This is a genomic window from Actinobacillus minor NM305, assembly GCF_000175195.1.
Classification (GTDB): domain Bacteria; phylum Pseudomonadota; class Gammaproteobacteria; order Enterobacterales; family Pasteurellaceae; genus Haemophilus_A; species Haemophilus_A minor.
This window is the reverse complement of record NZ_ACQL01000153.1, coordinates 1-24911: the sequence shown is the minus strand read 5'-3', so window position 1 is coordinate 24911 and position 24911 is coordinate 1. Positions and strand designations below refer to the sequence as shown.

Sequence of the window (24911 nt, the reverse complement as noted above, 5' to 3'; positions counted from 1 at the left end):
AATGAAAAACAGTGATTTTATTCAAATGACACAATGCTCAATGTACAGCATTAAATTTCCGCACGATAAATTTGTGGAAACGATTGAAGCTGCACGCTATCCAGACCGAGGCGATGGCTTCAGTGTTGAAGTTGTTAAAAATCCACTCACAGATAATAAAGTACAGCTATTGGGAGATGGATATTTCTTTACGTTACGCGTGAATTATCAAAAATTCTCCAAAGAGATGCTTACAGCTAAAGTGGCAGAGCTTCAAGAGGTACGAAATAAAGCGATTACAGAAAATTGGTCAATAAAAGATTTTGTCGAACACGCAAAAGCCAGCTTAAGAATTGAATCCCCAACGTCTAGCGAAGAAATGAACGTGTTTTACAGTCCCGAAAAAGAGCTACTTATCGTCAATAAAAGCTCGAAAAACTGCCGTACGGCATTAGGTCTTTTAATTGAGTCTTTTGGTTTAGCCGGCTTTCGTAGTGTAGTGGTCTCAGATGAAAAATTAGGGCTGACCAAGCGTTTGCAAAAATATCTGACCGATTACACGCCAATGTTTAAATACTTGCATTTTGAACACGAGGCGACACTTTATAAACGTAATGGTGATGATGAATCTCACTTACTTTGCCGTCATTTAGACAATGAAGAAAAACGTAAAAAAGCGAGTGAAGCTCTAGAGCAAGACTACCGAGTACAGTCTGTGGCAATGCGATATGACAATGGGATTTTTCGCACAGACTTCAAATTAACAAGCAATTTAAAAATTCGCTCAATGAAATTCCCAGAATATAGTGATGTAGCACGCCAATTAAATAACCCGAAAACAGCGGCTAAATCTGCTGTAATGTTGGAATATTTAGGGCAACAATTTGAAGCATTATTAAAAATTGCCGAAAGCACAGTACTTGAATTTGTGGACGGCACGAAATTAGAAGGCTTTGTATAAAAATGGCAAAAAATGACAGTTTCAATTGATTAAAAAATATTTAACTTAAGGAGGAAACTATGTAACCGCTCACAAAACTCACACCGCCCCATTTCCGTTTATGGTTGAAATAGCTAATTAGTCACGGGGCGGTGTAGCCTAAAGTGAATAGTCAAAAGCGATAACATTTTTGACTATTTATTTAATGACGGGAGGACAAATGAAAAACGACAAAAGCAAACTGATACAGCTGATTCATATTGCTAAAAGTCAGTTGAATATCGACGATTTTAGCTACCGTGAAATACTCAAACGGCTGACGAATAAAACCAGTTCTACCAAGTGCACGGTGGTAGAACTCCACAAGGTACTACACGAACTGCAAGGCAAAGGTGCTAAAGTGAAATGGTTTGCAAAACGTGGGGAAAAACCGACCGCTTACAGTCCGGCTACCGGCGAGGTGAAAGTTAAAAGCGAGATTGCTCATAAAATCCGTGCTGTGTGGATTCAAATGGGCAAGCACGGGTTCTTGCGAGATGCCAGCGAAAAAGCGTTAAATGCTTATATGCGCAAAGTTATGAACCAAGGCAAAACGGTGCTGACGTTAAATGTGGGGGCGTTGAAGGGCGATGAAGCAAGCCGATTTTTGGAAATTTTGAAAAAATGGCATAAACGTGTGATGGTCAAAGCCCTTACCGAAAAAGGCTACGAATTACACTCTAAAGCCAATTATGACGCAACGGTGGAGTTTTACAATGAAGTTATGTAGATGTCCTATTTGCCACAGTGATTTACATCTTGAAGCGATGATTGAAGATGAAGCCGGGCGTGAGTTATTAGCTGAAATTTCGCAGCTGACCCACGGTGTAGCAAAGCCGATGGTCGATTACTTAGGCTTATTTAAGTCAGCCATAAGCAACCTCAACAACGCCCGAGCCTTGAAGATATTAAGCGACGTGTTAGACCTGCCTTTGCTCGCTATTATTGGCTTAAGCCTTAAGCGAAACGGTGGCAAGCCTACGCAAAAAACACCAACAAGCCCTTTAAACCTTCCCAAAGGCGGTTCATACCGCCTTTTTATAAGCAAACCAAATAAAATTTCATTTAAGTTTTCAGTAAATTATGCGAGTATTAGCCCTAATCTTCTAGGGAGTTTTATATGAAAAATGAAATACTTGAGCGGAATTTCTTTGAAAGTTCAACACAATATCACCCATCAAATTCAGATTTAATTACTCACACTAGAGATCTTTATAGGCTAGAACGGCTCGCTACTCAATATAAAAATGTAAAAGATTGGAACCGAGCTTTATCTTGTTTGCATGAGGCCAAGAATAGCCTAGAAAGTATGGATGATCCACATTATGCTGATTTAGCTTTACGTTTAGCTTTATATTTACAACAGGCTGGCAGATTTGAAGAAGCTAAATTTGAACTGCAAAGCTTAGTTGATGACTTAGATTATATAGTGTCTATAAAAATTAGACATCATAGTGAAGATGACGATTATAATGTATACGAAGAATGGGCAGAGAATTTACTGCTGTCTGAAATTTTTGATACTGCAAGAAAAATCTATAAACGAGAAAAACATAAGGCTGAATCTGAAAAATTTGGAGACTTAGCAATATGGCATAGAGAAAAGTCTAAAGAATGCAGTGCTTACCTTACGGAACAGCGTAAGACTAGGTTAGAAGAGATGGAGAAATATAGAGAAGCATTTATAGAAACTGATGTACAAGAAGACTTACCTGTAAAAGAGGAACGCAAAAAATCATTTTTTTGGCTATGGACTATTTTAGGTTTCGTTGTATATCTAGGGATAAAAAAATTATTTTCTTAAAAATCTATTATCGAAGGGCGGTTTATACCGCCTTTTTTCTTGCCTTACATTGCCCCTTTTTAACTTTTTTATTTTTTACCAAGCCTTGATATATCAGGCTTTAAGCCACTTTTTGCAATGTAGCAAGGGAAATTGTGCTAGTGGGAAATTTAAGGTTGTGTACAATAGACACATTGATAAATGAATTGGGGTAAGCTATGCCGCAAACATTACAACAAACAGGATTATTTGATGATGAACACGCCGATATTGGGGCGTTGTTCGACCATTTAGACCATATTCCTGATGTGGAATTACAAAATCGTTGGCCATCATTGCTTGTTGAGGTCATTGATGTAATGCAAGCGGAGCTATTACGCCAAAATTTTGCAGCAGATAAGGCAAAAACGACCGCTTCTAAGCTCGTGGGCGTGATGGCTCACTATTTTGGTGGCAAATCGTTTTATTTGCCCGCCGGCGATAAAATCAAAGAAGCCTTGCGTGATGTGCAAATTTATGCGGAATTCGATGGGAAAAATATTCCCGAATTAATCAGAAAATATCGCTTGTCGCAGACTACTATTTATGCGATCTTACGCCAACAACGGGCGTTACATCGCAAGCGTTATCAAAAAGAGTTACCTTTAGTTTGAGTAGTCGCAAACTCAAACTCATTCCCAAATCATTAAACTCCAACTATCAACTTTAAATTGACAGTTGGAGTTTTTTTATGTCCTTACCTATCACAAAAATCGTGGTGCATTGCTCTGCGACAACTAACGGCAAAAGCCTTGCACAACAAGGCAAATCATCGGCACAAATCATTGACAGTTGGCATAAAGCACGGGGCTTCCGTCGTTCAGCTAATGCAGTGCGTCACTTTAACTCTCATCTCTCGCATATTGGTTATCACTTTGTGATTGATGTAGATGGCACGGTCGAAACCGGGCGTCAGGTTGGGGAAATCGGGGCTCACGTGCGTGGGCATAATACTCATTCTGTGGGTATTTGTTTGGTCGGCGGCGTGGGGGAAGGCAAGGAGAAAAGCTACGCTCGTTTTACGACAGCACAATGGCACGCTCTTGAGTTGTTATTACGACAATTAGAAGCCAATCACCCTCGAGCAAAAGTATATGGGCATCGTGATTTATCCCCGGATATTGATGGTGATGGTTCTATTACGCCTAACGAATGGGTAAAAACTTGTCCTAATTTTGATGTATGGGAATGGCTTGACCGTGGTGAAACCGTGTTTGTGGAACATTTATTTAAGGAATAACAATGGCTAAGTTTTCTGAATTGATTACCAACGACAATGGCAGACTATCGACCACTGCTTTTATCCAGTTCTTTGGTGCCATTTTAATGGCAATTATCTTGGCGTATTCGGTGTATTTAGATCGTGCCAACGTGGGCGAATTATTTACTGTATTTGCCTTGTTCTGCGGTGGACAAGTTGCGACCAAGGGTTTTGCCAACGCATTACAACGTAAGGAATGACTATGATTGTAGAAAAGATTATCCCTCTCGCTTTATTGGCTGGTTCTTTGGCGAGTTTTGTGGGCTATAAAAGTTGGCAAGTAGCAAAAGCCCGTAAAGAAAATGAGAAATTAAATGAGCAAAACCATCAGCTACAAACAGAAAAAGCAGTGGCAGAAGCTCAAGTGAAAAATTATGAAGTGAGAAAAAAGTATGAAGAAAATATTAGTCGCTCTAGCCGTGACAGCATTCTTGACCAGTTGCAGCAAAACGGTGACTTACGAGGTGACGAATAGTAGTTGTGCCGGCTTTAATTTAATTAAAGCCAGTCGTCAGGATACAACCGAAACACTACGTCAAGTCTTAGTGCATAACAATACTTATCGACAAATCTGTGATGTCGGTAAGAAGAATGAGAAACAAAATGAGTGATGATGTAGATCGTATTATGGAGCAGGACGAGCAACTGCTTTCGCTCCAACTTGCCCCACATTTAGAAAATCAATTATCCGATGATGAAATTGAACAGATTGCGTTAAGTGGTCGTGATTGCATTGAATGTGGCTTACCTATTCCTATTCAACGTTTACGAGCTGTGCCTTTTGCCGTGCGTTGTATCTGTTGCTGTTGCCAACAAGATTACGAGGACGGCAAATGATTGAAGTATTAGATACGCTGAAAGCCCACTGGGGCATTATTTTAACGCTGGCTGGACTGTTAGCGTCTGTCTTTTGGTTAAAAATGGACAGCCGCTATGTCAAAAAAAGTGATTTTTCGGAGTTAAAAGAGACGGTGACGAAAACCACGCACCGAGTAGATGAAGTCGAAAATGAGTTGTTACATTTGCCTAGCTCAAAGGATGTGACTGATTTACGCATTGCGGTGGTGGAGATGAAAGGGGAAACGCAAGCCTTACGCACTGAAGTAAAAGGCTTGTCGCACCAAGTACAGTTGTTGATTGAAAAGGAAGTAAGTAAAAAATGATGAAAGATATTTTTACCCAAGACCAACGGCTTGTGATTTTGCGATCATTGGCTGACGCTGGCTACGATGCAAACGAAAGCATTTTAGATGACTGCCTTGCTCTCTATGGGCATAAAATTAGCCGAGATCTTGTCCGTAATCATTTAAACTGGCTTGAAGAACAAGGGCTAGTACAAATCGAACGTTTACAAGGCAATTTTATGGTGGCTAAAATTACTCAGCGTGGTTTAGATGTGGCTAACGGTGAAGCTTTTGTAGATGGTGTTAAACGCCCTCGTCCAAAAATTTAAACGGTTTTTAAACGATATTTAAGGAGCGTTTAAATGATAGAAAAAAACACTCGTGGACGTGCCAGTAAGGTCGATTTATTACCACCGAATATTAAAACTCAGCTTGCGATGATGTTGCGTGATAAGCAGTATTCGCAGGCTGAAATTTTAGCCGAAATCAATGACTTAATTCGTGATTGTGGCTTACCTGAAGAAATGCAGTTGAGTAAAACAGGGTTAAACCGTTATGCCAGCAGAATGGAAAAAATGGGAGCCAAAATCCGACAAAGCCGTGAGATTGCGGAAATTTGGACGAAGCAATTTAGCGAAGCACCGCAGTCAGACATTGGCAAAATGTTGATGGAAATCGTCAAAAACATTGCCTTTGAAACCTCGCTTGGAATGAGTGAAGATGGCACGGCAGACCCGAAATCTATCGCCTTGCTTTCTTCTGCTGTGCAACGTTTAGAGCAAGCGGAAAGTTTGAGCTTTAAACGTGAACAGGCTATTCGGAAAGAAGTGGCGTTGCAAGCAGCAGAAACCGCAGAAAAAGTGGTGGTACAAGCTGGGTTATCGCAAGCAACAGTCGCACAACTGAAAGCCGAAATTTTGGGGATTGCATAATGAAACTGCCTGATTTTATCCCTTTTGACCCGAATGAATTGTTGCTTGGGTATCAAAAACGTTGGATTGCTGATGAGAGCCAACTCAAGATTGCGGAAAAATCTCGCCGTACAGGTTTAACGTGGGCGGAAGCAGCTGATGATGTTCTGATTGCAAGCCGAAATAAGTCTGATGGTGGCTCAGATGTGTTTTATATCGGCTCAAACAAAGAAATGGCTCGTGAATTTATTGATGCTTGTGCAATGTGGGCAAGTAAATTCAACCGTGCAAGCGGTCAAATTCAAGAAGAACTTTTCGAAGATGAAGACAAGGATATTTTAACTTACGTTATCTACTTTGCTTCAGGTTTCAAAATTAAAGCATTGTCTTCGAACCCGAAGAACTTGCGTGGTATGCAAGGGGTGGTTTGTATTGATGAAGCCGCTTTCCACGAGAAGCTTGCTGAAGTCTTGAAAGCTGCACTTGCACTAACAATGTGGGGAGCGAAAGTCCGCTTAATTTCTACCCATAATGGTGTCGATAATCTCTTTAATCAGCTGATCCAAGATAGCCGTGCTGGGCGTAAAAGTTACTCTATCCATACGATTACCCTTGATGATGCTTGCCGTGAAGGGCTTTATCAACGTATTTGTCAGGTAAGTAAACGTCCGTGGTCAGCGGAATTAGAAGAGGAATGGAAATCAGGATTATTGCGTGAAACCGCAACGGAAGAAGATGCTCTCGAAGAGTATTACTGCGTGCCAAAACGTAGTTCTGGCGGTTATTTGCCCCGTCCGTTAGTGGATAGAGCTGCGGATAAAAACAAGGTGATTTTACGTTTTGAATGCGATGCTCGGTTTATGGAATGGACTGAAGAAGAGCGTGAAATTTTAACGTTGGAATGGCTGTTAAACGAGGTTTTACCTGAGTTAGAAAATCTCAATAAAGATTATCGTCATAGTTTTGGTGTGGACTTTGCTCGCTCTGGGGATTTGAGTGTTTTCGCCGTGGTAGCGACATTACCCAATACTGCTCGCAATGTGGAAATTACCCTAGAAATTCGTAACTGTCCATATAACCAACAACGACAGATTATGTTGTTTGTGTTATCCAAATTGCCCCGTTTTATCGGTTCTGCCTTTGATGCCACCGGTAATGGAGGCTATTTAGCTGAGGCTGCCTTAATCCGTTATGGTTCGTCGATGGTGGAAACGGTGCAATTAAATGATAAATGGTATCGGGAGTGGATGCCGAAATATAAAGCCTTATACGAGGCAGATTTAATCCGTATTCCCAAAAATGAAGAGATCATCTTAGACCAAGGTCATATCGTTGTGATTAACGGTGTGCCGAAGATTGATAAAAATCGCACACAAGGCAAATCTGGCAAACGCCACGGTGATAGTGCCGTTGCTTATTGTATGGCGGTAAGAGCAAGTTATATGACCGGGGGTGAGATTGATTTTATTCCGCTACCCGCTAAACATTCCGATGATAACAGGGATGATGACAGTATTTTTCGTTCAGAATGGGATTATTAACAATGAAAACCAGCACAATTTTAGATATCCACGGTAATCCGTTTCGGTTTGAAGACACGCTACAGACGGAAAATGAGAGCCGTTTGGCCGCATTACAGCACCACTACAGTGATCACCCTGCCAGTGGTTTAACACCGATGAAAGCGGCTCGTATTTTACGCAATGCAGAGCAAGGAGATTTGGTCGCACAGGCAGAGCTTGCCGAGGATATGGAAGAAAAAGATGCCCATTTGCAATCTGAACTCGGTAAACGTCGTGGAGCAATATTGAACATAGATTGGCAAATTGTGCCACCTGCTAATGCGACGCCCGAAGAACAGCGTGATGCGGAAATGATTGAAGAAATCTTGCGTGATGCAGTGTGGTTTGATGACTGTATTTTTGATGCTACCGATGCCATTTTAAAAGGCTTTTCTTGCCAAGAAATTGAGTGGGAAACGCACGGCAATATGACCTTGATTAAAGGTGTACATTGGCGTGATCCAGCGTGGTTTATGACCCCGCAATTTGAGCGTAACAGTTTACGTTTACGAGATGGTTCCGCTCACGGTGTGGAATTACAGCCTTTTGGCTGGGTGAAACATATTGCTAAAGCCAAGACGGGTTATTTAAGTCGTATTGGTTTGGTACGTACTTTGGTTTGGCCGTTTATTTTTAAAAATTATTCGTTGCGTGATTTTGCGGAATTTTTGGAAATCTATGGCTTACCGTTGCGTTTAGGTAAATTCCCTGAAGGGGCTGGCGAAAAGGAAAAGCAAACATTATTGCGAGCGGTGATGTCTATTGGGCATAACGCAGGCGGTATTATCCCAAGAGGCATGGAGATTGAATTTCAGAAAGCGGCAGATGGTTCCGATGCCACCTTTATGGCAATGATTGACTGGGCAGAAAAGTCAATGAGTAAAGCGATTTTAGGTGGAACGCTCACCAGCCAAGCAGACGGAGCAACATCAACCAACGCTTTAGGTAATGTGCATAACGATGTGCGACTAGAAGTACGCAATGCAGACTTAAAACGCCTTGCTGCTACCTTAACTCGTGATATTGTTTATCCGCTTTATGCCTTGAATTGTAAGTCGTTTAATGATGCTCGCCGTATTCCACGCTTAGAGTTTGATATTGCAGAAAGTGAAGATTTAAACGCTTTTGCGGACGGCTTAAATAAATTGGTGGATATTGGTTTTAAAATTCCTAAGCAGTGGGCGCACGATAAATTACAAGTGCCGATTGCCAGCGAAAATGAAGAGGTGCTTGCAAGAAATCAACCTAATCCGACCGCTTATCTTAATAGTCAATCTCATCAGAAAATGGCGGTGTTATCCGTACAACGTGATCCTGATGATTTGCTTGAAGCGTTAGAGCCGTCGGCGGAAGCTTATCAAGCTATTATTGATCCGATGTTGAAACCGGTAGTGGAAGCGTTAGCCGAAGGCGGCTATGAATTTGCCCAAGACAAATTAGCCAGCCTTTATGCCGATATGGACGATAGTGAGTTGGAGAAAATCCTTACTCGTGCCATTTTTGTGAGTGATTTGTTAGGACGAGCCAATGCCAAACGATAATAACGAGCTTGATATGGGGTATGTATTACGCCTTGAGCCTGAATTAGCCGTGGACTATTTAAAGGCAAAGGGCGTGAATATTACTTGGGACTGGCACGAGCAATTAGCAGAAGCTCACGCTCGGGCTTATACCGTTGCAAAAGCGACTCGGGCAGAAGTGTTAGATACGCTTCGCTGGGCAACGGAAAAAGCGATTGCAGACGGTGTGTCGGAACGTGATTATATTAAAAACCTTGAACCTATGTTAAAAGAGTTGGGGTGGTGGGGAAAAACCGTGGACGAAAACGGCAACACAGTGCAGTTAGGTAGCCCACGCCGTTTAAAAACCATTTTACGCACGAATAAATCGACCGCTTACCACGCCGCTCGCTATGCCACACAAATGGCAAATGTGGATGAGCAACCTTACTGGCAGTATGTTGCCGTCAAAGATAGCCGAACTCGTGCCAGCCATTTAGCGTTGCACGGCAAAGTTTACCGTGCTGATGATCCGATTTGGCAGACGATGTATCCGCCAAATGATTGGGGATGTCGTTGTCGAGTGCGTGCTTTGAGTGAGTTTGCTCTTAAAAAGCAAGGGTTGAATGTGTCGGAAAGTACAGGCGAAATAAGTTCAGAAACCGCTATTGCCGGTATAAATAAAGACACGGGTGAAGAAATTCGCACTACGGTGAGCAAAATTAGAACCGACCAAGGTGAGATGAAAGTCGGTGCAGGTTGGAATTATAACGTGGGGTTTGCAGCATTTGGTACTGATGTGGCTGTGTTGCGTAAGTTGCAACAAGTGAAAAATCGGGAGTTACGGCAACAGACTATTCAGGCAATTAATAACAGCGAAGCACGGCATAAAGCCTTTGCGGAGTGGGTCTTTACCCATCTTGGTAAACGTGGGGCGAGTTGGCGATATATTTCAGCAGGATTTGTTTCAACAGAAATTTCGGAAAAAGTAGCTGAAATTACTCAAAACAAGCTGAAACCTGAATTGGTGTTAGTAATGGCAGAAAAACGATTAGAACACTCTAATAGTAATAAGCACCATCAAGGTGGAGTTGGTTTAAGTGTTGAAGAATACGCAGAGCTATCACGAATAGTTGCTAATCCTAGTTTAGTTCTTTGGGATACGTTAGAAGGGCATAATAATTTAATTTATATCAACCAAGAGCGTACTATTCAAGTAATCGTTGATGTGCCAAATAACCATCCAATTAAGCCAAAAGAAAAGGTTGATGCGATAATCAATGCTTATAAAGTCAATATGGATAATGTAAAAAGACAAGTTTCAGGTGGGAACTATATTGTGATTAAAGGTAAACTTTAAGTGCTATGGTGGGGGTCGAACCCACGATATACATATGCCATTTTTAATGGGAATGCTGCGTTACCATTTCGCCACATAGCACTTACTGTTGTGATTAATTTACGCCTATATAATAACAAAGTCAAATTTTAAACGGAAATAATCATGCATTTAGAATTTAAATTTGATACCCGTGCCATTCAAAACAAATTTAAAAAGCTCACGGAAACAGTCGAAGGGCGTAATATTACTCGCAAGATTGCCGGTGTTTTAATGCAAGAAGCGGAAACAGCTTTTGACAAAGAGCAAACGCCTGAGGGTGAAACGTGGGCGAAGTTGGATGAACGTTATAAAAAATATCGGCATAATAGAGGTTACACAGGCAATATTTTACAAATATCCGGTGATTTGGTAAAAAGCCTTAACATTGATTATGGCGATAGTTTTGCGGTGATTGGTGCTTCAGAACCTTATGGGCAATTTCACCAAATGGGTACAGCGAAAATGCCTGCTCGTCCGTTTCTTGGTTTGGGGAATGATGGTGTGGAAGAAATTACGGCTATTTTAAACCGTGAATTATCGAAAGTCGCTCAGGCTTGATGTAAAATAGCGAAAAACATCACAGAAGCACGCTAAGCGAATTTTATTGCTTATTGGTGTTCTTCTTCGGTCAAAATAATTTAAACGCTTGTAGGGCGATTTAAACGGCATTTAAACGGTATTCCGTTATTACAGTTCTATTCTTTTTGTTGCCTTCGAGAAATCGGAGGCTTTTTCATTTGAAACACCGCAAACTAACCTTTTCCTTTTTCCTGTCATTATGGGGCTATGAAAGTAGATAAATGCCCTTTAGCCGTATTAACGGCACAGCTTACAAGCCCTGATGGTTGGCAACAACTTTTGCCTAAAGGTGAATTTCGGGCAAGAGATGGTCGTCCGACCGATGTACCACATTGGTTTATGGATGAAACCATTGCTAACCGATTAATTCAACAAGCTAAAACACTCAAGCAAGACATCTTAGTCGATTATGACCACGCTACTCTGCTTAAAGCCAAAAAAGGCCTTGATGAGGGAAATGTGGTTGCTGCCGGTTGGTTTAGCGATGGGGAAATTCAATGGTTTGATGATGACGAACGTCAAGGTTTATACATTAAGCCACGTTGGACACCCAAGGCTTATCAGCAAATTAAAGAGGGTGAGTTTGCTTTCCTTTCTGCCGTTTTCCCTTACAACGAAAAAGGCGAACCATTAGAAATCCGAATGGCAGCTCTAACTAACGATCCTGGTGTTACAGGTATGCAACGGTTAGCGGTGCTTTCGGCAATGACAGACCAGCAGGAGAAAAATCAAATGCCAGAACAGTTGCGTAAATTACTCGCAAAACTCGGTGTGGAAATCGCCGAAGGTGCAGAGCTTACCGAAGAACAAGCGAAAACCGCCCTAGATGCGTTGGACGCTTTGCAAACAGATAAAGCCCACGCAGATAGTCAAGTTGCAGCATTGAGTGCGGCATCAAAAGAGGTTGATTTAACCGCTTATGTGCCAAAAGCCACTTATGATGCAATGGTATTACAGGTTGCAGCACTTTCCGCTAAAACCGATGAAGTAGAAATTGATAATGCAATTGCGAAAGCCCGTCAAGAGGGACGAGCGATTGAGTCCGAAGTGGATTACTTGAAAGATTTTGGCAAACAGCAAGGTGTGGTGGCGTTATCTGCAATGCTAGAAAAACGCCCTCAAATTGCTGCCTTATCCGCAATGCAAACGCAAACCACGAAAGTGACGAAAGAAACCCAAGGCGAAGCCGTGTTAAGTGCAGCGGATAAAGAAGCTGCAAAATTGCTCGGTATTAGCGAAGCTGATTACGCAAAAGAACTGGAGGCTAAATAATGGCAAATGTAACCCCTGAACTCGTCAAAGCCCTATTTGTTGGCTTTGGTAAAAACTTTAAAGAAGGTTTGGCAAAAGCACCTTCGCAATATAGCAAGATTGCGACTTTGGTGAAATCTACCACCGCATCAAATACTTATGCGTGGTTAGGTCAAATGCCTGGTTTAACCGAATGGATTGGTGATCGTACTTTAACCGCTATTCAGTCTCACGGTTATTCGATTGTAAACAAAGATTGGGCAAGCGGTGTAGAGATTAAGAAAACTGACATTGAAGATGACAATGTTGGTGTTTATAGCCCATTGATTGAAGAGCTTGGTCGTGCTGCAGCAGAAAAACCTGATGAATTAGTGTTTGGTGCATTAAAAGCAGGTTTTACTACGGTTTGTTATGACGGGCAGTATTTCTTTGACACCGATCACCCTGTTGGTGCAAATGTGGATGGAACAAGTCCTGTCTCCGTTAGCAATATTACTGATGATGGCACCAGTGTTACTGCAGATAAGGCTTGGTATTTGTTAGATTGCTCTCGCAGTTTAAAACCGATTATTTTCCAAGAGCGTAAAGCACCTACTCCGGCGCAGATTACTGATTTAAACGATGAAAAAGTATTTATGAAAAATACGTTTACCTACGGTGTAGATAGTCGTTCAAATGTGGGATATGGCTTTTGGCAACAGGCTCATGCCGTGAAAGGTGCATTGACTGCTGAAAACCTTTGGAAAGCCATTTCAGCAATGCGTGCGGTGCGTGGTGATGGCGATAAGCGTTTAGGGATTAAACCAACGCATATTGTCGTACCTCCATCTCTTGAGAAAGAAGCTACGCAATTACTTGAACGTGAATTCCGTGTTGAAAACGGGGCAACCGTAGACAACGAATTTAAAGGGCGTTTAGAGCTTATCGTTGCAGATTATCTCTAATTGCAAGCGGTCGGATTTGAGCTGTTTTTTGCAAATTCGACCGCCGTTTAAATGGTATTTAAAGAGGTTTTAACGGGGGAAAAATGAAATGGAAAAAGAACAACGCTATCAAGTTGTGGTGCATAGCAAAGTGCAAGATGGTTATCGCCGTGCTGGTTTCGCTTTACAAAAAGGCCCTAACTTGCTTATGGACGTCACGGCGGCACAAATTGAGCAATTCAAAGCCGACCCACGTTTGGTATTTGGCTCTCAAGACCCGATGCCGACGGAACCACTTGATGACTTATCAAAAGGGTTATCTCAAGACAGTTCGGATGACAAAGCCCAACACCGTGTGGACGGTGTCTTGGTTCCAGCCGATTTAACCGTTGAGCAATTAAAAACAAAGCTCAATGAGCTTAATGTTGCCTTTGCTAAAGATGCGAAAAAACCGGATTTAGTGGCATTACTTGAAACGGCGATGTCATCTACTACGTCAAAAGAAGGTGAATAATGTTATACGCCAGCCAAGCAAGTCTTATTAAACGCTATACCCTTGATGTGTTACTTAGCATTGCTCGAAATGGTGATCGCACCTTAGACGAAACCAAGGTACAAGAAGCGTTAGAAGATGCGTCGCAAACCATTGATAGCTACTTGGCTGGTCGTTATCGCTTACCACTGCAAACGGTGCCAGCCGTGTTAGAACGCCATTGTTGCTACATTGCTCGCTATTTCTTAGAAAAAAACCGTGCAACCGACCAAGCTCGTTTGGATTATGAAGATAGCATTAAATTTTTAGAAAAGGTTGCTTCAGGCTCTATTGCACTTGGGCTATCAGAAAACGATGAAACGGTGGAAACGGATAATTCAGCGGTAATGGAAAGTGCGGGCTCTGTATGGAGTCGTGAACATTCACGGGGGTTTATTTGAGTATTATTGCCGAAACCAGTGAGGCTTTAATTGCCAAAATTAAAGGGGTATGTGGCGATTATCTACGAGAAGTCGAAACACACCCTGGGCAATGGGATGACAGCTCTATCCGTCGTATTGTGCGTAATCCACCTGCGGTTTATGTGGCGTGGCTTGGGCAAATACCAAATGCAAATGCTCGCTTAGTGTCGGCTCGCTGGGGGATATTTGTGGTCGCTGATGTGTTGAACGGTCAGCGAAAAGATGATGTGGGGATTTACCAAATTGTCGAAACCTTAACAGCGGGTATACACAAACAACAAATAAGCCCTTCAGGGTTGTTTGAGTTGCAGACAGTACAAAATTTGTGGAGCGATACTCAAAGCGGTATGGGCGTGGCAGTTTATGGTATGTATTTTAATGCGGCTCAGCCTTTACCAAATGCTGTAGATGAGAGTGTGTTAGCGGATTTCAGAATTTACGACCATACCTTTAACCAAGACACTGACGAGCGAACTATTAATGGTAAAACTCGTTTACATATCGAACTACCAACCCAAGCAGATGAACAAGGGGGAATTGATGCCAACGTTTAAGATTAGACCTAAAGCAGGCTTGATTATTCGAGATCCTGATACTTTTGAACCCTTAAACGATAAAGGGGAAGAAAAGCCACAAAGCAGTTATTGGCTGAAACATTTAAAAAACGGTGATGTGGAATTAGTAGAAACGAAAACCACAAAAGAAACAAAAACTAAGACGGAGAACGCATAATGGCGATTTCTTTTAATAATATCCCTTCTGCAATTCGTGTGCCATTGACCTATATTGAATTTGATAATAGCAAGGCAGTCAGTGGTACGCCATCAGCATTACAAAAAGTGTTAATGCTTGGCACGAAATTGCCAACAGGCACAGCAACAGCCGGACAAGCTGTACGAGTAACGGCTCATTCGCAAGCAAAAACCTTGTTTGGTCGTGGGTCGCAGTTGGCTGAAATGGTGAAAACCTTTAAAGCTCACAATAATATGTTGGATTTGTGGTGTTTACCGTTAGATGAAGCGGAAAGCGGTGCCAAAGCAACAGGCTCGGTACAGTTGGTTGGTACAGCAACGCAAGCGGGTACATTAAGCCTGATGATTGCAGGGACAAACTATAAGCAGGCGGTTTCAAGTGGTGATACGGCTGCAATGCTTGCAACCAAATTACAAAAATTGATTGCTGCAGACAGTGATGTGCCTGTTACTGCAACGGTTTCCGATAGCACTATTACGCTTACTTGTCGATTTAAAGGCGAAGCGGGCAACGATATTGATGTGCGTTGTAACTATTACTCCGGTGAAACATTACCCGAAGGGATTAAAGTCAATATTACTACAATGCAAAGTGGGTCGGTAAACCCTGCTATGTCAGAGGCAATTACGGGCTTTGGTGCTGAGTGGTGGCATTATGTGATTAATCCATTTACGGATACAGAGAGCTTAAATCTGTTACGCACAGAATTAGTGAACCGTTGGGGGCCTCTCAAACAGATTGATGGCATTTGCTTTATGGCAAAACGTGGTACACACGGTACTGTGACTACGTTTGCAGAACAACGCAACGATTATTTGTTTAGTGTGATGCCAACCAGTCATAGCCCTCAACCTGCTTATATTTGGGCTGCAGCTTATGGTGCGGTGGTAGCTGGGTCTTTATCTATTGATCCTGCTCGTCCTGTACAAACGCTAGTGATGGATTTATTGCCTCCAGCAATGTCAGACCGTTGGGATTTACCTGAACGCAATACTTTGCTTTATAGCGGTTTAAGTACCTATACCGTCAATACTAATAGTCAGCCACAAATTGAAGCGGCGATTACGATGTATCGAAAAAATGCATTTGGGGATAACGATGAAAGTTATCTGTATGTGGAAACTATTGCGACGTTAAGTTATATCCGTTATGCGATTCGTACTCGCATTACGCAGAAATACCCACGCCACAAGTTAGCCAATGACGGCACACGTGTGGCACCAGGGCAAGCGATTGTAACTCCGAAAATTATCCGTAGCGAACTTTTAGCATTGTTTACAGAATTAGAATGGGCAGGTCTAGTAGAAGACTTTGATGCATTCGCAAAAACGTTGTTAGTTGAGCGTGATGATAATAATCCATGTCGTTTAAATGTGCTTTCAAACGAGAATTTAGTAAATCAATTCCGTATTTACGCACACGCAATTCAGTTTATTTTATAAGGAGCTTTAAATGGCAAATCAATATCAAGGAGTAGCTTATGTCCGTGTTAATGGGGCGGAATATGCTTCAGGGGATGATGCTACTCTTACCCCTGGTGGCGTAACTCGCGCGACTGTAAAAGGTAGCCGTGTTTATGGTTATCAAGAAACCCCTGAAGAAGCGACGGTAGAAGCCACTTTTTATAACAATGCAGAAACCGACGTAATGGCGTTAAAAGATATTACGAATGCTACGATTGAATTTGAAACCGATGTTGGTCAAACTTACCTTTTAGCAAATGCGTGGGTGGTCGATGCGGTAAGTTTAACGGGCAAAGGTGAAATTAAAATCAAGTTCGCTGCAGTGCAGTGTAAGCGAGTGTAATTATGCAATTAGTATTACAAACAGGATTAATGTATGGGGATGAACCGCAATATGAGGTGACGTTGCGTGAATTAACCACGGGGGATTTACTGGATGCCGAAGTTGCAGCAGAACGAATGATTATGTCGCCAGATGGCGTACCAGTGTTAGTGAAATCACCAGCGTTATTTGGCTATGAGATCTTACGCCGTCAAATTGCTTCGATTGGCAAAATTCAAGGCCCAATCACAATGAAAATGTTGCGTTCAATGACATCTGAGGATTTGCAGCGTATCTCCGTGTTTGCGGAAACCTGGGAAGCAACCAAAGCGACACAGGTGGTTGAGCGGGGGCGATTGGATGCAGCAGATACCGAAACTCGAAAAGACGTGTCTGCTGTTAGCTAAGCATTATAAAAGTAATCCAGACTGGTTACTATCTAGACCTATTTTTAACTTGCCACGCTATATTGGGTACATAAATACAGGAGAGAAAGATGGCAAATAATTCTACTTCGTTTTATGTCAATTTAGCGGGCAATGTCTCTTCACAAGCGTCCAAATTTGGCAATGCGTTATCGACGATGGCAAATAAGGGCGTTTCTAATATGAATAAGCTCAGTAATTCGGTGAAAAAAGTCGGTTCTGGGCTTGCATCGCTTTCTCAAAAAATCAATAACGTTGGCAATATTGCGTTGCCTGTTTTGGGCGTTGGGGTTGGTGCTGGTGCTGCTGCGGTGAGTAAATCTATGATTCGTGTGGCGGCAGATTTTGAGATGGCAAATATTCGGATGAAACAAACATTCGGTAAACGTGGCGATGAAGCAATGGCGTGGCTGAAGAAGTTTGCGACCGATACCCCAATGGCATTCGGTGATGTGCAAGATGCGGCAATGCAGATGATGACTGCCGGAATTGACCCGATGAACGGTTCTCTGCAAGCCCTTGTAGACTGGAATGCGAAAGTCGGTGGTAGCACGGAAAACCTGAACGCTTATATCTCCTCATTTGCCAAAATGAAAATCAAGGGCAAGATGTCATGGGAAGACATCCAGCCACTGCTTGAACGTAATGTGCCTGTATTGAAAATGCTTGCTGAAGCCACCGGTAATAAATATACCGAAAAGCAGATTATGAAAATGATCCAAGACGGCAAAATGCAGGGGGCAGCTCTGGACGCACTTTGGAAGCAGATGGGTAAAAATGCAAAAGGTGCAGCCAAAGAACAGATGAAAACTTGGGACGGTTTGGTATCAAACCTTGAGGATACTTGGGTTTCGATGCAAGCTCAGTTTATGGAGCACGGTGCATTTGATAGCCTAAAAAAAGAATTGGGTAGCTTTTTAGAATGGCTGAACAGCAAAATTGATGATGGCACGTTAGATGAATTTGCCAAAACCGTGAGCGAAACCTTAACCGATGCATTGAAACAACTGAAAGAAACTGCGAATGATGTTAAGCCGATTTTAGAGAAAGTCGGCTCTGTGATGGGGTGGGTATCAGAGCAAGCTGGTGGCTATGGCAATATTGCCAAGTTTGTGGGTGGCTTTTATCTTGCGAATAAAGTGGCAAATTGGGGGATTACCCAAAAAACGGTAAAAGGTGGCTGGGGGCTTGCTAAATGGGGCGTAGGTAAATTTCGTAAAAATAAAGGCGGTGTAGCTAATGATGTGGCTGGTGCTTTAGGGGAAACTGTGGGGGTTACGCCTGTTTATGTTACGAACTTTCCTGCGAGTTTTGGCGGTGGTTATGGTGGTGTTGAACAGGATAAACGTAAAAATAAACGTCAAAACAATAAAAAAGGCAATGGCAAAAACCGTGTTGCCAGAGTAACCACGGCGGTGGCGAGTAATGCAGAAAAAGCTGTGGCTAATAAAGGGGTAACACAAGCGGTCGGAAACACAGTGAAATCTGCAAGCCAATCACTTAGTGCAACCACTAAAGCGGCAACATCTGCCATTAGTCGTACTGCAACCCGAGCGGTACCTTATTTGAATGTGGCTGCTTCTGCGGTAGAGGGGGCTATGGTTTTAATGGATGAACAATCAAGCACTCAAGATAAATCGGAAGCGATTGGCTCTATTGCCGGTGCAACCGCAGGCGCTATTGTCGGACAAGCTCTTATTCCTATTCCAGTGGTGGGGGCTGCCGTTGGTTCTTATGTGGGCAGTTGGTTAGGGGAATGGCTTGGCTCTGAGGTGGGTGAATATCTATCTGATCCTGAGCCGATAAAAAATGAATTAAATGGCACTATTCAGGTGGCGGTGAAAGCCTCTGAACATCTGATTGCGACTGCAACGGCAAGTAAAGTGCAAACCAACCAAAAACAAGACAATATGAATATTGCCGTGCAAATGGGTACGCTTGGGCCTGGTATGGGGATGTGGTAGGAGTAATGAATGACAAAGATGACAGGCAAAGGTAGTTATCGTGGCGTCCCGTTTTTAATTGAAGATGAGCAAAGTCAAAATGGGGGACGTCGTGTTGTTACGCACGAATATCCTTTACGCAATGATGGTTTAACGGAAGATTTAGGCAAACGCCTACGTCATTATTCGGTAAGCTGTTTGGTGATTGGTGATGATCATATTTCACAAGCGGAAGCATTAGTTGATGCATTAGAAGCAGATGGTGCCGGCACGTTAAAACACCCTTATTTTGGTACGCTTGAAGTGCGTGTTGATGATTATCGGATGCGCCACTCTACCGCTCATCAGCGTGTTACTCGGTTTGATATTACTTTTTTACCGGCACTAGATAGCAATGCTCCGGAAATTGCAGAAGATACGGCTTATTCTGTCCTTACAGAATACGAAAGTGTGCTAGATAGTCTTGCTGATGAATTCGCAGAAATGGTGGAAGATGTATCAGGCTTTATTGAGTCAATGGTCGATAATCCGCTTTATCGCTTAGCAGATACGACGATGGGGTTTATTGAAAATGTCTTTGAGGGTGTGGCAAATACAGTAAGTGGCTTGACCGCAGTAAAAGATAAGGCGTTATCAATAAAAAATCGCCTATATGGGTTGCTACTTACCCCTAAAGTGTTGGCTAGAGAACTGCAAGATTTGACCAAACTTAATGTAAAAAGTGCGGTAAATTCACAGCGACAATTTGTACAGCATATTGTTATTACTGACTCTATCGACACAGCATTAAACAATCTCACATCAGGTAAAACGGAAATCAGCAAAAGTACCCTAGATGAGATGATGGCAGCGAAAACGAACAATGTGAGTGAAAGTGATATTTTAAGCCGTCAGTTTCGTAATTTACACGAGCAAGAGATCTTTGATGCTTTAATGAATAAGACTACCTTCTTGTTGAAACGTTTGGTGCTGTCTACGCTTGCGGTTGAATATGGCAAGGCAATCTCTGATGCGGTTACGGAATCGGTGGCACAAAAAGCGGTAACAGAAAGCACGGTGGCGGGGTTGATTGAGTCGAAAGCCGATGTGCAACGCTATATCACTGAAGTCGATGAGCAACTGGAAGCGGTTATTTTAGATAACGCCGACGCAGAACAATGGAAAAGTTATCAAGTCCTTGAAGCTTATCGTTTGATTTTGTTAAAAGACTTGCGAGTGCGTGGTGAACGGTTAGCAAATGCGGTGGATATTACGTTAAAAGATACCTTCCCTGCAGTATTGTTGGAATATCAACATACCGGTAATGCGGTAACGTGGAAACGCTTGGCGTTGCGAAATGGCGTTGCTCATCCGTTATTTTGTTTGGGCGGTTCAACCATTGAGGTGTTGCAATAATGGCAGAAGAAAAAAACTTACCTAAAATTGAGTTGTATTTAAACGGTAAAATCTTTTCTGGTTGGAAAACGGTCAATATCCAACGTTCACTTGAATCAATGAGCGGTCGCTTTGATTTAGGTATTGCAGTACGTCCTGAGGATGATATATCGGTACTGAAAGTTGGAGCGTCTTTAGTGTTAAAAGTGGGCGGTCAAACGGTAATTACAGGCTATTTAGATGAGTTAAAGCAAAGTATCTCAGGCACAAATAAGCAGATTGATATTAGCGGACGAGATAAAACCTGCGACTTGGTGGATTGTGCCATTATTCACAACAGCTACCAATTTAAAAACCAGACGGCAAAACAGATTGCTGAAGCGATTTGCAAGCCGTTTGGGATTAAGGTGGTGTGGAATGTGACCACGGCAGAAGCTAATGAGCGTATCCCAGTATGGCAAGTGGAACCTGGGGAAACGGCATTTGATAATTTAAGCAAAATCGCTCGCCATAAAGGTGTGTTGGTCACAAGCGATGTGGACGGCAATTTAGTGTTTACTGAACCAAGTACTGCCCACGTGGGTGAATTAACGCTTGGTGTAAACCTGTTGGAGTTAGAACAGATGGATAGCTGGCACCAACGTTTTTCGCTTTATCGGGTCATTGGTGATGCAGAGCAAGGCGGTGAAAAAGGCGATGTGGCAACCAAAAATAAAGCGGTCAAAAGTTCTAATTCAAATAAATCAGATAAAGATAACGTAGCCGAGTTTACAGGATTTGTGGGGTAAAGAATGAGTGCAAGTGGTTTAAAAGTTGAAGTGGAAGATCCTGCCATTACTCGTTATCGTCCGACCATTATTATTGCCGATGATAATATGACTGGGGCAAGTGGCTATCAACGTGCCGATTGGGAACGTAAACGACGTACCGCAGAAGGCTCGAAAGCCACCGCAAAGGTTCGGGGTTGGTTTAAACCTGATGGTTCGCTTTGGCTACCTAATGAGGTCGTGGTACTTGATGCCCCACTGTTTGGCATTAATAAAGTGGAGCGTTTAATTGTTGATTGCAACTATACCCTTGATGATAGCGGTATGGTGACCGTGATGACATTAATGCACCGTGATGCATTTGACGAACCAGCCGATGAAACCTTGGACGATGTGGACGGTACAAGCAGTAAAAAATCATCGAAAAAAGGCAAGAAAGCTAAATCGAAGAAAGCGAAAAAATCTGATAAAGATAACGTCGCTGAATTTACAGGTTTTGTCTAATACGAATTTAAACGTTATTTAAAGGAGATTTATGCAAGCTTTAAATCGGGTGATTGCCCCACTTAAACGAGGGTTGCAATTATTAGTGAGCCGTGCGGTCGTGTCAGTTGTTAATGATGCGTATGCTCGGCAAAATTTACAGCTCCGCTTACAATCCGACGAGGTTGCCGATGATGTGGAGCGGTTTCAAAATTACGGGCATTATTCGGTACCCAAGGCGGGTGAAGCGATTGTGGTGTCGGTGGGCGGAAAACGTTCGCACTTGGTTGCTGTTGTGGTGGATGATAAAAGTGTGCGTCCCGCTGGGTTGATTGCAGGCGATTCTGTGTTGTATCATTTAGATGGTCACCAACTCCGACTCACCGAAAATGGCGAAGCCATCCTTTCTTGTAAAAAATTCACGATTGAAACTGAAACCCTTGACTGCAAAGCTCAGACAGTTACGTTTGATAGTCCGCAAACAACGTTTAAAGGCGATGTTGATATTATGGGAACATCAACAGCAACAGATCATAAGTCGGGCGGAATCAGTGCAAAAGACCACGACCACGAGCAGAAAGTGGGTAAACCTGTTCCGTAAGGAGCAGTAAAATGTCAGATTTAGCCTTGCAATGGCGAGATGGCGAAGGCGACTTGGTTTTAGATAACGAGTCGCTTTTATTAGATGATACGCTTACCAATGCCATTGTCATTAGCCTTTTCACTGATTTACGTGTGGATGGTGAGCGTGGTTGGTGGGGTAATTCATTTAATTCTGATGATTATCAAATGGGCTCAAAGTTATGGACGTTGAGCCGTTCTAAACAATTAGCGAGTGTACTTGATGATGCACAACGCTTTGCTACCGAAGCCTTGCAGTGGATGCTTGATGATAAGGTAGTTCGCAGTTATCAAGTTTTTGCTTCTAATCCAGCCCCTTCAGTTCTGTTGTTAGAAATTTCGTGTGTGATGCCAAACGGTAGCACAGAGCAACGTACTTTCACAGCAAACTGGAGCCTTTAATGTCTTTTAACTCTCCGACATTATCAAGTTTAATCAAACAAGGTGAGCAACAATTTCAACACCGTTTCCCAACGCTTAAACGTAATAATGTTTTAAGTGTGCTCAACCGTATTTGTGCGGCAATGAGTGCTGGGGAACATATGCACCTTGATTGGCTTGCCCGTCAGATTATCCCGACTACCGCCGAAGAAGAATACTTAATCGAATACTGCCTTTATAAAGGTATTGTGCGTAAGCAAGCAACCACTGCTTCGGGGTATCTCACTGTGACCGCAGCCATTGATACTACTATTCCAAAAGGTACGGTGTTTGAAGATAGCTCAAGTGGCTTAACTTACATTACAACAACCGAAATGAGTGTGAAAGCCGGTACGGCTGATATTGCCGTGCAATGCGAAACGGAAGGTGCTGATGGGAATTTATCGGTGGGTGTCTCTCTCTCATTAACTTCAGCAATTTTGGGGTTACAGCCTACTGCAACCGTGAAATCAATGACAGGTGGTACGGATATTGAGCCTTTATCTCGCTTACTTGCTCGCTTGATATATCGAGTACAAAACCCACCCGCAGGCGGTGCGCCACACGATTATATTCGTTGGGCAACGGAAGTCGCTGGAGTGACTCGGGCGTGGTGTTTCCCTCGTTATTGTGGTGGTGGTACTGTTGGTGTTGCATTTGCTTGTGATGACCGAGAAGACATTTTACCCACGGCTGACGATATTGCCCGTGTGAAATCTTACATTACAGGGCATAAAAACGAAGCCACAGGACAATTTGAAGGTATGCCTGCAAATGTAGAACTTTATGTATTTGCACCAAAGTTTCAAGCGGTTAATTTTAAGATCCGTCTTACACCTGATACGCCAACGCTACGCCAAGCCGTACACAAAAGCCTTGCCGCATATCTTGCCAATGCCGGCGTGGGCGCATTGCTTTATCTCTCACAAATCCGTGCGACTGTTTCCAACACGGCAGGTGAAGTGGACAATAGAGTGATGTATCCAACTGCTGATGTGAAACTACTCTCCGATAACATTGCAACGCTAGGGGAAATCGAATGGCTATGACACAGGAGCAGTATTTAGATGCTGCGGTGAAATTGCTCCCAGTGGGATTGGCTTGGAAGAGAGCTTTAAATAGTCATTTAACTAAAGTGCTTGCAGTGCGATGTGACCAACTTGTTGAGGTAAACAATAAAGCTCACCAACTGATTAAAGAGAGAATGCCAGGGAAAGCCACGCTTTTGCTTGAGGAATGGGAAGGTTTTTTTGGTTTGCCAGAATGCGGACGAAAAATCACAGGTAAAACACTGGAACAACGACAACAGCAAGTACAAGAAAAAGAAAATGAAGTTGGCTCGAATTGCAAGCTATTTCTAGAAGAAATCGCACAAAAAGCAGGATTTAAAGTAAGAGTTTTGAATCATTATCCTCATCATTGTTTGAGGGATTGTACTTATCCACTTTATGAGCAGGAAAACCATTGGCGAATTTTTATTTACAGTCCTGCCGTATCAATTATTCGGCAAGCGACTTGTTTAGATGATGTGTTGAAAAATTTAGTGTTATTTGAGCGTAATAAAGAGTTGGAATGTTTATTAAAACGCTATGCATATGCTCATTTAGAATTTGTATTTATTTATGAAGAGGAAGCTCAATAATGTATCACTTAGACAATGAATCAGGTGTTTCTACTTTTGCATTAGCACCAGTAAAAAACACTCAACGTCTTTGGTTTACGGAAGGTGGTCATGGTAACGCTATCAGCTATCCTGGTGCAGACTGGTTTAATATGGTGCAGGCAGAATTGCTTTCTATTTTAGATGATGCAGGTATTCAACCGAATAAAGGGCAATTAAATCAGATCTCGCTTGCTATTCGTAAATTATCAGAAAATAAAGTGGAAGATTTTAGCCAAAACCTCAAACAAGCTGACGGCTACAAACTCGTGGGACGTTGTAAATCTATCGCAGAACTTCGCACTATCCGCCCGACAGAGCATGGTCAGCGGATTCTTGTTGATGCCTACTATGAAGGTGGTACAACTGGCGGTGGTGAGTTTGTGGCAGATTTGCAAGATATGATTACGCCTGATGATGGTGGGGTGTGTTTTGTGGTTGATGGAAATGGGGGA

The 24911-nt window shown here is 42.5% G+C and carries 33 protein-coding genes, 1 tRNA gene and 2 pseudogenes; 35 read left to right on the top strand and 1 reads right to left on the bottom strand.

Translation table 11 applies throughout. The features are described 5' to 3' along the window. Position 1: 1 nt before the first annotated feature. From rdgC to AM305_RS10530, 16 genes and pseudogenes are all read left to right on the top strand, one after another. Complete coding sequence (gene rdgC / locus AM305_RS10600) at positions 2-940, top strand: recombination-associated protein RdgC (RefSeq protein WP_005825934.1); 939 nt, start codon at positions 2-4, stop codon at positions 938-940. Between the two features lie 199 nt (positions 941-1139). Continuing rightward, positions 1140-1688 (top strand): gp16 family protein, encoded by a 549-nt coding sequence (locus tag AM305_RS10595; protein WP_005825932.1) that lies wholly within the window; start codon positions 1140-1142, stop codon positions 1686-1688. Further along, a pseudogene (locus AM305_RS10590) lies at positions 1675-1909 on the top strand (hypothetical protein); the annotation flags it as partial. The gene AM305_RS10595 and the pseudogene AM305_RS10590, both read left to right, overlap by 14 nt. Positions 1910-2078: 169 nt before the next feature. Further along, on the top strand, positions 2079-2762 hold the full coding sequence (locus AM305_RS10585) for a tetratricopeptide repeat protein (RefSeq protein WP_005825929.1): 684 nt from the start codon (positions 2079-2081) through the stop codon (positions 2760-2762). Between the two features lie 197 nt (positions 2763-2959). Further along, positions 2960-3394 carry a Mor transcription activator family protein gene (locus AM305_RS10580; RefSeq protein ID WP_005825927.1) on the top strand — a complete coding sequence of 145 codons (435 nt, stop codon included), beginning with the start codon at positions 2960-2962 and terminating at the stop codon, positions 3392-3394. A gap of 77 nt (positions 3395-3471) precedes the next feature. Next, entirely contained in the window at positions 3472-4020 is a 549-nt protein-coding gene (locus AM305_RS10575) for an N-acetylmuramoyl-L-alanine amidase (RefSeq protein ID WP_005825926.1), read from the top strand. Between the two features lie 2 nt (positions 4021-4022). Next, on the top strand, positions 4023-4241 hold the full coding sequence (locus AM305_RS10570; RefSeq protein ID WP_005752503.1) for a DUF2644 domain-containing protein: 219 nt from the start codon (positions 4023-4025) through the stop codon (positions 4239-4241). A gap of 2 nt (positions 4242-4243) precedes the next feature. Next, on the top strand, positions 4244-4516 hold the full coding sequence (locus tag AM305_RS10565) for a DUF2681 domain-containing protein (RefSeq protein WP_005825924.1): 273 nt from the start codon (positions 4244-4246) through the stop codon (positions 4514-4516). Then, entirely contained in the window at positions 4506-4652 is a 147-nt protein-coding gene (locus tag AM305_RS12090; RefSeq protein WP_005825923.1) for a hypothetical protein, read from the top strand. The genes AM305_RS10565 and AM305_RS12090 overlap by 11 nt, the downstream gene beginning before the upstream one ends. Beyond that, entirely contained in the window at positions 4645-4878 is a 234-nt protein-coding gene (locus tag AM305_RS10560; RefSeq protein WP_005825922.1) for a TraR/DksA C4-type zinc finger protein, read from the top strand. Before AM305_RS12090 ends, AM305_RS10560 begins: the two co-directional genes overlap by 8 nt. After that, positions 4875-5204, top strand: a complete 330-nt coding sequence (locus tag AM305_RS10555; protein ID WP_005752500.1) for a DUF2730 family protein — start codon at positions 4875-4877, stop codon at positions 5202-5204. The genes AM305_RS10560 and AM305_RS10555 overlap by 4 nt, the downstream gene beginning before the upstream one ends. Next, entirely contained in the window at positions 5201-5494 is a 294-nt protein-coding gene (locus tag AM305_RS10550) for a VpaChn25_0724 family phage protein (RefSeq protein ID WP_005752497.1), read from the top strand. Before AM305_RS10555 ends, AM305_RS10550 begins: the two co-directional genes overlap by 4 nt. A 33-nt stretch (positions 5495-5527) precedes the next feature. Continuing rightward, the gene (locus AM305_RS10545; protein WP_005825920.1) at positions 5528-6097 is read left to right on the top strand and encodes a DUF3486 family protein; all 570 of its coding nucleotides are present in this window, start codon (positions 5528-5530) and stop codon (positions 6095-6097) included. Continuing rightward, positions 6097-7617, top strand: coding sequence for a terminase large subunit domain-containing protein (locus tag AM305_RS10540; protein WP_005825918.1), 1521 nt, complete (start codon positions 6097-6099; stop codon positions 7615-7617). Before AM305_RS10545 ends, AM305_RS10540 begins: the two co-directional genes overlap by 1 nt. A gap of 2 nt (positions 7618-7619) precedes the next feature. Beyond that, positions 7620-9179 (top strand): DUF935 domain-containing protein, encoded by a 1560-nt coding sequence (locus AM305_RS10535; RefSeq protein WP_005825916.1) that lies wholly within the window; start codon positions 7620-7622, stop codon positions 9177-9179. Beyond that, positions 9166-10497: a phage head morphogenesis protein gene (locus tag AM305_RS10530; protein WP_005825914.1), complete on the top strand. Its 1332-nt coding sequence runs from the start codon at positions 9166-9168 to the stop codon at positions 10495-10497. Before AM305_RS10535 ends, AM305_RS10530 begins: the two co-directional genes overlap by 14 nt. Here AM305_RS10530 and AM305_RS12355 read toward each other — a convergent pair. After that, positions 10498-10578: transfer RNA gene (locus AM305_RS12355), tRNA-OTHER, on the bottom strand. It abuts the gene before it with no gap. A 63-nt stretch (positions 10579-10641) separates the two neighbouring features. Between AM305_RS12355 and AM305_RS10525 the strand changes: the two genes are divergently transcribed. The 19 genes and pseudogenes from AM305_RS10525 to AM305_RS11865 form a co-directional block, all read left to right on the top strand. Then, positions 10642-11076 (top strand): phage virion morphogenesis protein, encoded by a 435-nt coding sequence (locus AM305_RS10525; RefSeq protein ID WP_005825913.1) that lies wholly within the window; start codon positions 10642-10644, stop codon positions 11074-11076. Positions 11077-11304: 228 nt separating this feature from the next. Then, a complete protein-coding gene (locus AM305_RS10520; protein WP_005825911.1) occupies positions 11305-12369 on the top strand; it encodes a phage protease in 1065 nt (354 codons plus the stop codon). Next, a complete protein-coding gene (locus tag AM305_RS10515) occupies positions 12369-13292 on the top strand; it encodes a Mu-like prophage major head subunit gpT family protein (RefSeq protein WP_005825910.1) in 924 nt (307 codons plus the stop codon). The genes AM305_RS10520 and AM305_RS10515 overlap by 1 nt, the downstream gene beginning before the upstream one ends. A gap of 88 nt (positions 13293-13380) precedes the next feature. Further along, entirely contained in the window at positions 13381-13785 is a 405-nt protein-coding gene (locus AM305_RS10510) for an HI1506-related protein (protein WP_005825908.1), read from the top strand. Continuing rightward, the gene (locus AM305_RS10505; RefSeq protein ID WP_005825906.1) at positions 13785-14204 is read left to right on the top strand and encodes a gp436 family protein; all 420 of its coding nucleotides are present in this window, start codon (positions 13785-13787) and stop codon (positions 14202-14204) included. Before AM305_RS10510 ends, AM305_RS10505 begins: the two co-directional genes overlap by 1 nt. Continuing rightward, entirely contained in the window at positions 14201-14779 is a 579-nt protein-coding gene (locus tag AM305_RS10500; protein ID WP_005825903.1) for a DUF1834 family protein, read from the top strand. Before AM305_RS10505 ends, AM305_RS10500 begins: the two co-directional genes overlap by 4 nt. Beyond that, on the top strand, positions 14766-14957 hold the full coding sequence (locus AM305_RS10495; protein WP_005825901.1) for a DUF2635 domain-containing protein: 192 nt from the start codon (positions 14766-14768) through the stop codon (positions 14955-14957). The genes AM305_RS10500 and AM305_RS10495 overlap by 14 nt, the downstream gene beginning before the upstream one ends. Next, positions 14957-16420: a phage tail sheath subtilisin-like domain-containing protein gene (locus AM305_RS10490; RefSeq protein ID WP_005825900.1), complete on the top strand. Its 1464-nt coding sequence runs from the start codon at positions 14957-14959 to the stop codon at positions 16418-16420. The genes AM305_RS10495 and AM305_RS10490 overlap by 1 nt, the downstream gene beginning before the upstream one ends. Positions 16421-16430: 10 nt before the next feature. Then, positions 16431-16784, top strand: coding sequence for a phage tail tube protein (locus AM305_RS10485; RefSeq protein WP_005825898.1), 354 nt, complete (start codon positions 16431-16433; stop codon positions 16782-16784). Positions 16785-16786: 2 nt separating this feature from the next. Next, complete coding sequence (locus tag AM305_RS10480; RefSeq protein WP_005825896.1) at positions 16787-17170, top strand: phage tail assembly protein; 384 nt, start codon at positions 16787-16789, stop codon at positions 17168-17170. Between the two features lie 89 nt (positions 17171-17259). Then, entirely contained in the window at positions 17260-19152 is a 1893-nt protein-coding gene (locus AM305_RS10475; RefSeq protein WP_005825895.1) for a tape measure protein, read from the top strand. Between the two features lie 9 nt (positions 19153-19161). Further along, on the top strand, positions 19162-20526 hold the full coding sequence (locus tag AM305_RS10470) for a DNA circularization protein (protein WP_005825892.1): 1365 nt from the start codon (positions 19162-19164) through the stop codon (positions 20524-20526). Further along, the gene (locus AM305_RS10465) at positions 20526-21293 is read left to right on the top strand and encodes a phage baseplate assembly protein (protein WP_005825890.1); all 768 of its coding nucleotides are present in this window, start codon (positions 20526-20528) and stop codon (positions 21291-21293) included. Before AM305_RS10470 ends, AM305_RS10465 begins: the two co-directional genes overlap by 1 nt. 3 nt (positions 21294-21296) lie before the next feature. After that, the gene (locus tag AM305_RS10460; RefSeq protein ID WP_005825888.1) at positions 21297-21776 is read left to right on the top strand and encodes a phage baseplate assembly protein; all 480 of its coding nucleotides are present in this window, start codon (positions 21297-21299) and stop codon (positions 21774-21776) included. A gap of 31 nt (positions 21777-21807) precedes the next feature. Then, the gene (locus tag AM305_RS10455) at positions 21808-22356 is read left to right on the top strand and encodes a phage baseplate assembly protein V (RefSeq protein WP_005825885.1); all 549 of its coding nucleotides are present in this window, start codon (positions 21808-21810) and stop codon (positions 22354-22356) included. Positions 22357-22367: 11 nt separating this feature from the next. After that, positions 22368-22778, top strand: coding sequence for a phage GP46 family protein (locus AM305_RS10450; protein WP_005752473.1), 411 nt, complete (start codon positions 22368-22370; stop codon positions 22776-22778). Beyond that, positions 22778-23845, top strand: coding sequence for a baseplate J/gp47 family protein (locus AM305_RS10445; RefSeq protein WP_005825882.1), 1068 nt, complete (start codon positions 22778-22780; stop codon positions 23843-23845). The genes AM305_RS10450 and AM305_RS10445 overlap by 1 nt, the downstream gene beginning before the upstream one ends. Continuing rightward, complete coding sequence (locus tag AM305_RS10440) at positions 23836-24438, top strand: YmfQ family protein (RefSeq protein WP_005825880.1); 603 nt, start codon at positions 23836-23838, stop codon at positions 24436-24438. Before AM305_RS10445 ends, AM305_RS10440 begins: the two co-directional genes overlap by 10 nt. Continuing rightward, positions 24438-24911, top strand: a pseudogene (locus AM305_RS11865) (hypothetical protein); the annotation flags it as partial. The gene AM305_RS10440 and the pseudogene AM305_RS11865, both read left to right, overlap by 1 nt.

Coding starts and splice junctions, on each gene's coding strand:
- AM305_RS10510 (WP_005825908.1), top strand. CDS start 13,381: ATGGAAAAAGAACAACGCTATCAAGTTGTGGTGCATAGCAAAGTGCAA.
- AM305_RS10445 (WP_005825882.1), top strand. CDS start 22,778: ATGTCTTTTAACTCTCCGACATTATCAAGTTTAATCAAACAAGGTGAG.
- AM305_RS10515 (WP_005825910.1), top strand. CDS start 12,369: ATGGCAAATGTAACCCCTGAACTCGTCAAAGCCCTATTTGTTGGCTTT.
- AM305_RS10595 (WP_005825932.1), top strand. CDS start 1,140: ATGAAAAACGACAAAAGCAAACTGATACAGCTGATTCATATTGCTAAA.
- AM305_RS10575 (WP_005825926.1), top strand. CDS start 3,472: ATGTCCTTACCTATCACAAAAATCGTGGTGCATTGCTCTGCGACAACT.
- AM305_RS10560 (WP_005825922.1), top strand. CDS start 4,645: ATGAGTGATGATGTAGATCGTATTATGGAGCAGGACGAGCAACTGCTT.
- AM305_RS10520 (WP_005825911.1), top strand. CDS start 11,305: ATGAAAGTAGATAAATGCCCTTTAGCCGTATTAACGGCACAGCTTACA.
- AM305_RS10505 (WP_005825906.1), top strand. CDS start 13,785: ATGTTATACGCCAGCCAAGCAAGTCTTATTAAACGCTATACCCTTGAT.
- AM305_RS10460 (WP_005825888.1), top strand. CDS start 21,297: ATGAGTGCAAGTGGTTTAAAAGTTGAAGTGGAAGATCCTGCCATTACT.
- AM305_RS10470 (WP_005825892.1), top strand. CDS start 19,162: ATGACAAAGATGACAGGCAAAGGTAGTTATCGTGGCGTCCCGTTTTTA.
- rdgC (WP_005825934.1), top strand. CDS start 2: ATGAAAAACAGTGATTTTATTCAAATGACACAATGCTCAATGTACAGC.
- AM305_RS10535 (WP_005825916.1), top strand. CDS start 7,620: ATGAAAACCAGCACAATTTTAGATATCCACGGTAATCCGTTTCGGTTT.
- AM305_RS10555 (WP_005752500.1), top strand. CDS start 4,875: ATGATTGAAGTATTAGATACGCTGAAAGCCCACTGGGGCATTATTTTA.
- AM305_RS10495 (WP_005825901.1), top strand. CDS start 14,766: ATGCCAACGTTTAAGATTAGACCTAAAGCAGGCTTGATTATTCGAGAT.
- AM305_RS10525 (WP_005825913.1), top strand. CDS start 10,642: ATGCATTTAGAATTTAAATTTGATACCCGTGCCATTCAAAACAAATTT.
- AM305_RS10530 (WP_005825914.1), top strand. CDS start 9,166: ATGCCAAACGATAATAACGAGCTTGATATGGGGTATGTATTACGCCTT.
- AM305_RS10585 (WP_005825929.1), top strand. CDS start 2,079: ATGAAAAATGAAATACTTGAGCGGAATTTCTTTGAAAGTTCAACACAA.
- AM305_RS10465 (WP_005825890.1), top strand. CDS start 20,526: ATGGCAGAAGAAAAAAACTTACCTAAAATTGAGTTGTATTTAAACGGT.
- AM305_RS10545 (WP_005825920.1), top strand. CDS start 5,528: ATGATAGAAAAAAACACTCGTGGACGTGCCAGTAAGGTCGATTTATTA.
- AM305_RS10450 (WP_005752473.1), top strand. CDS start 22,368: ATGTCAGATTTAGCCTTGCAATGGCGAGATGGCGAAGGCGACTTGGTT.
- AM305_RS10440 (WP_005825880.1), top strand. CDS start 23,836: ATGGCTATGACACAGGAGCAGTATTTAGATGCTGCGGTGAAATTGCTC.
- AM305_RS10580 (WP_005825927.1), top strand. CDS start 2,960: ATGCCGCAAACATTACAACAAACAGGATTATTTGATGATGAACACGCC.
- AM305_RS10540 (WP_005825918.1), top strand. CDS start 6,097: ATGAAACTGCCTGATTTTATCCCTTTTGACCCGAATGAATTGTTGCTT.
- AM305_RS10570 (WP_005752503.1), top strand. CDS start 4,023: ATGGCTAAGTTTTCTGAATTGATTACCAACGACAATGGCAGACTATCG.
- AM305_RS10565 (WP_005825924.1), top strand. CDS start 4,244: ATGATTGTAGAAAAGATTATCCCTCTCGCTTTATTGGCTGGTTCTTTG.
- AM305_RS10475 (WP_005825895.1), top strand. CDS start 17,260: ATGGCAAATAATTCTACTTCGTTTTATGTCAATTTAGCGGGCAATGTC.
- AM305_RS10550 (WP_005752497.1), top strand. CDS start 5,201: ATGATGAAAGATATTTTTACCCAAGACCAACGGCTTGTGATTTTGCGA.
- AM305_RS10480 (WP_005825896.1), top strand. CDS start 16,787: ATGCAATTAGTATTACAAACAGGATTAATGTATGGGGATGAACCGCAA.
- AM305_RS10490 (WP_005825900.1), top strand. CDS start 14,957: ATGGCGATTTCTTTTAATAATATCCCTTCTGCAATTCGTGTGCCATTG.
- AM305_RS10455 (WP_005825885.1), top strand. CDS start 21,808: ATGCAAGCTTTAAATCGGGTGATTGCCCCACTTAAACGAGGGTTGCAA.
- AM305_RS10485 (WP_005825898.1), top strand. CDS start 16,431: ATGGCAAATCAATATCAAGGAGTAGCTTATGTCCGTGTTAATGGGGCG.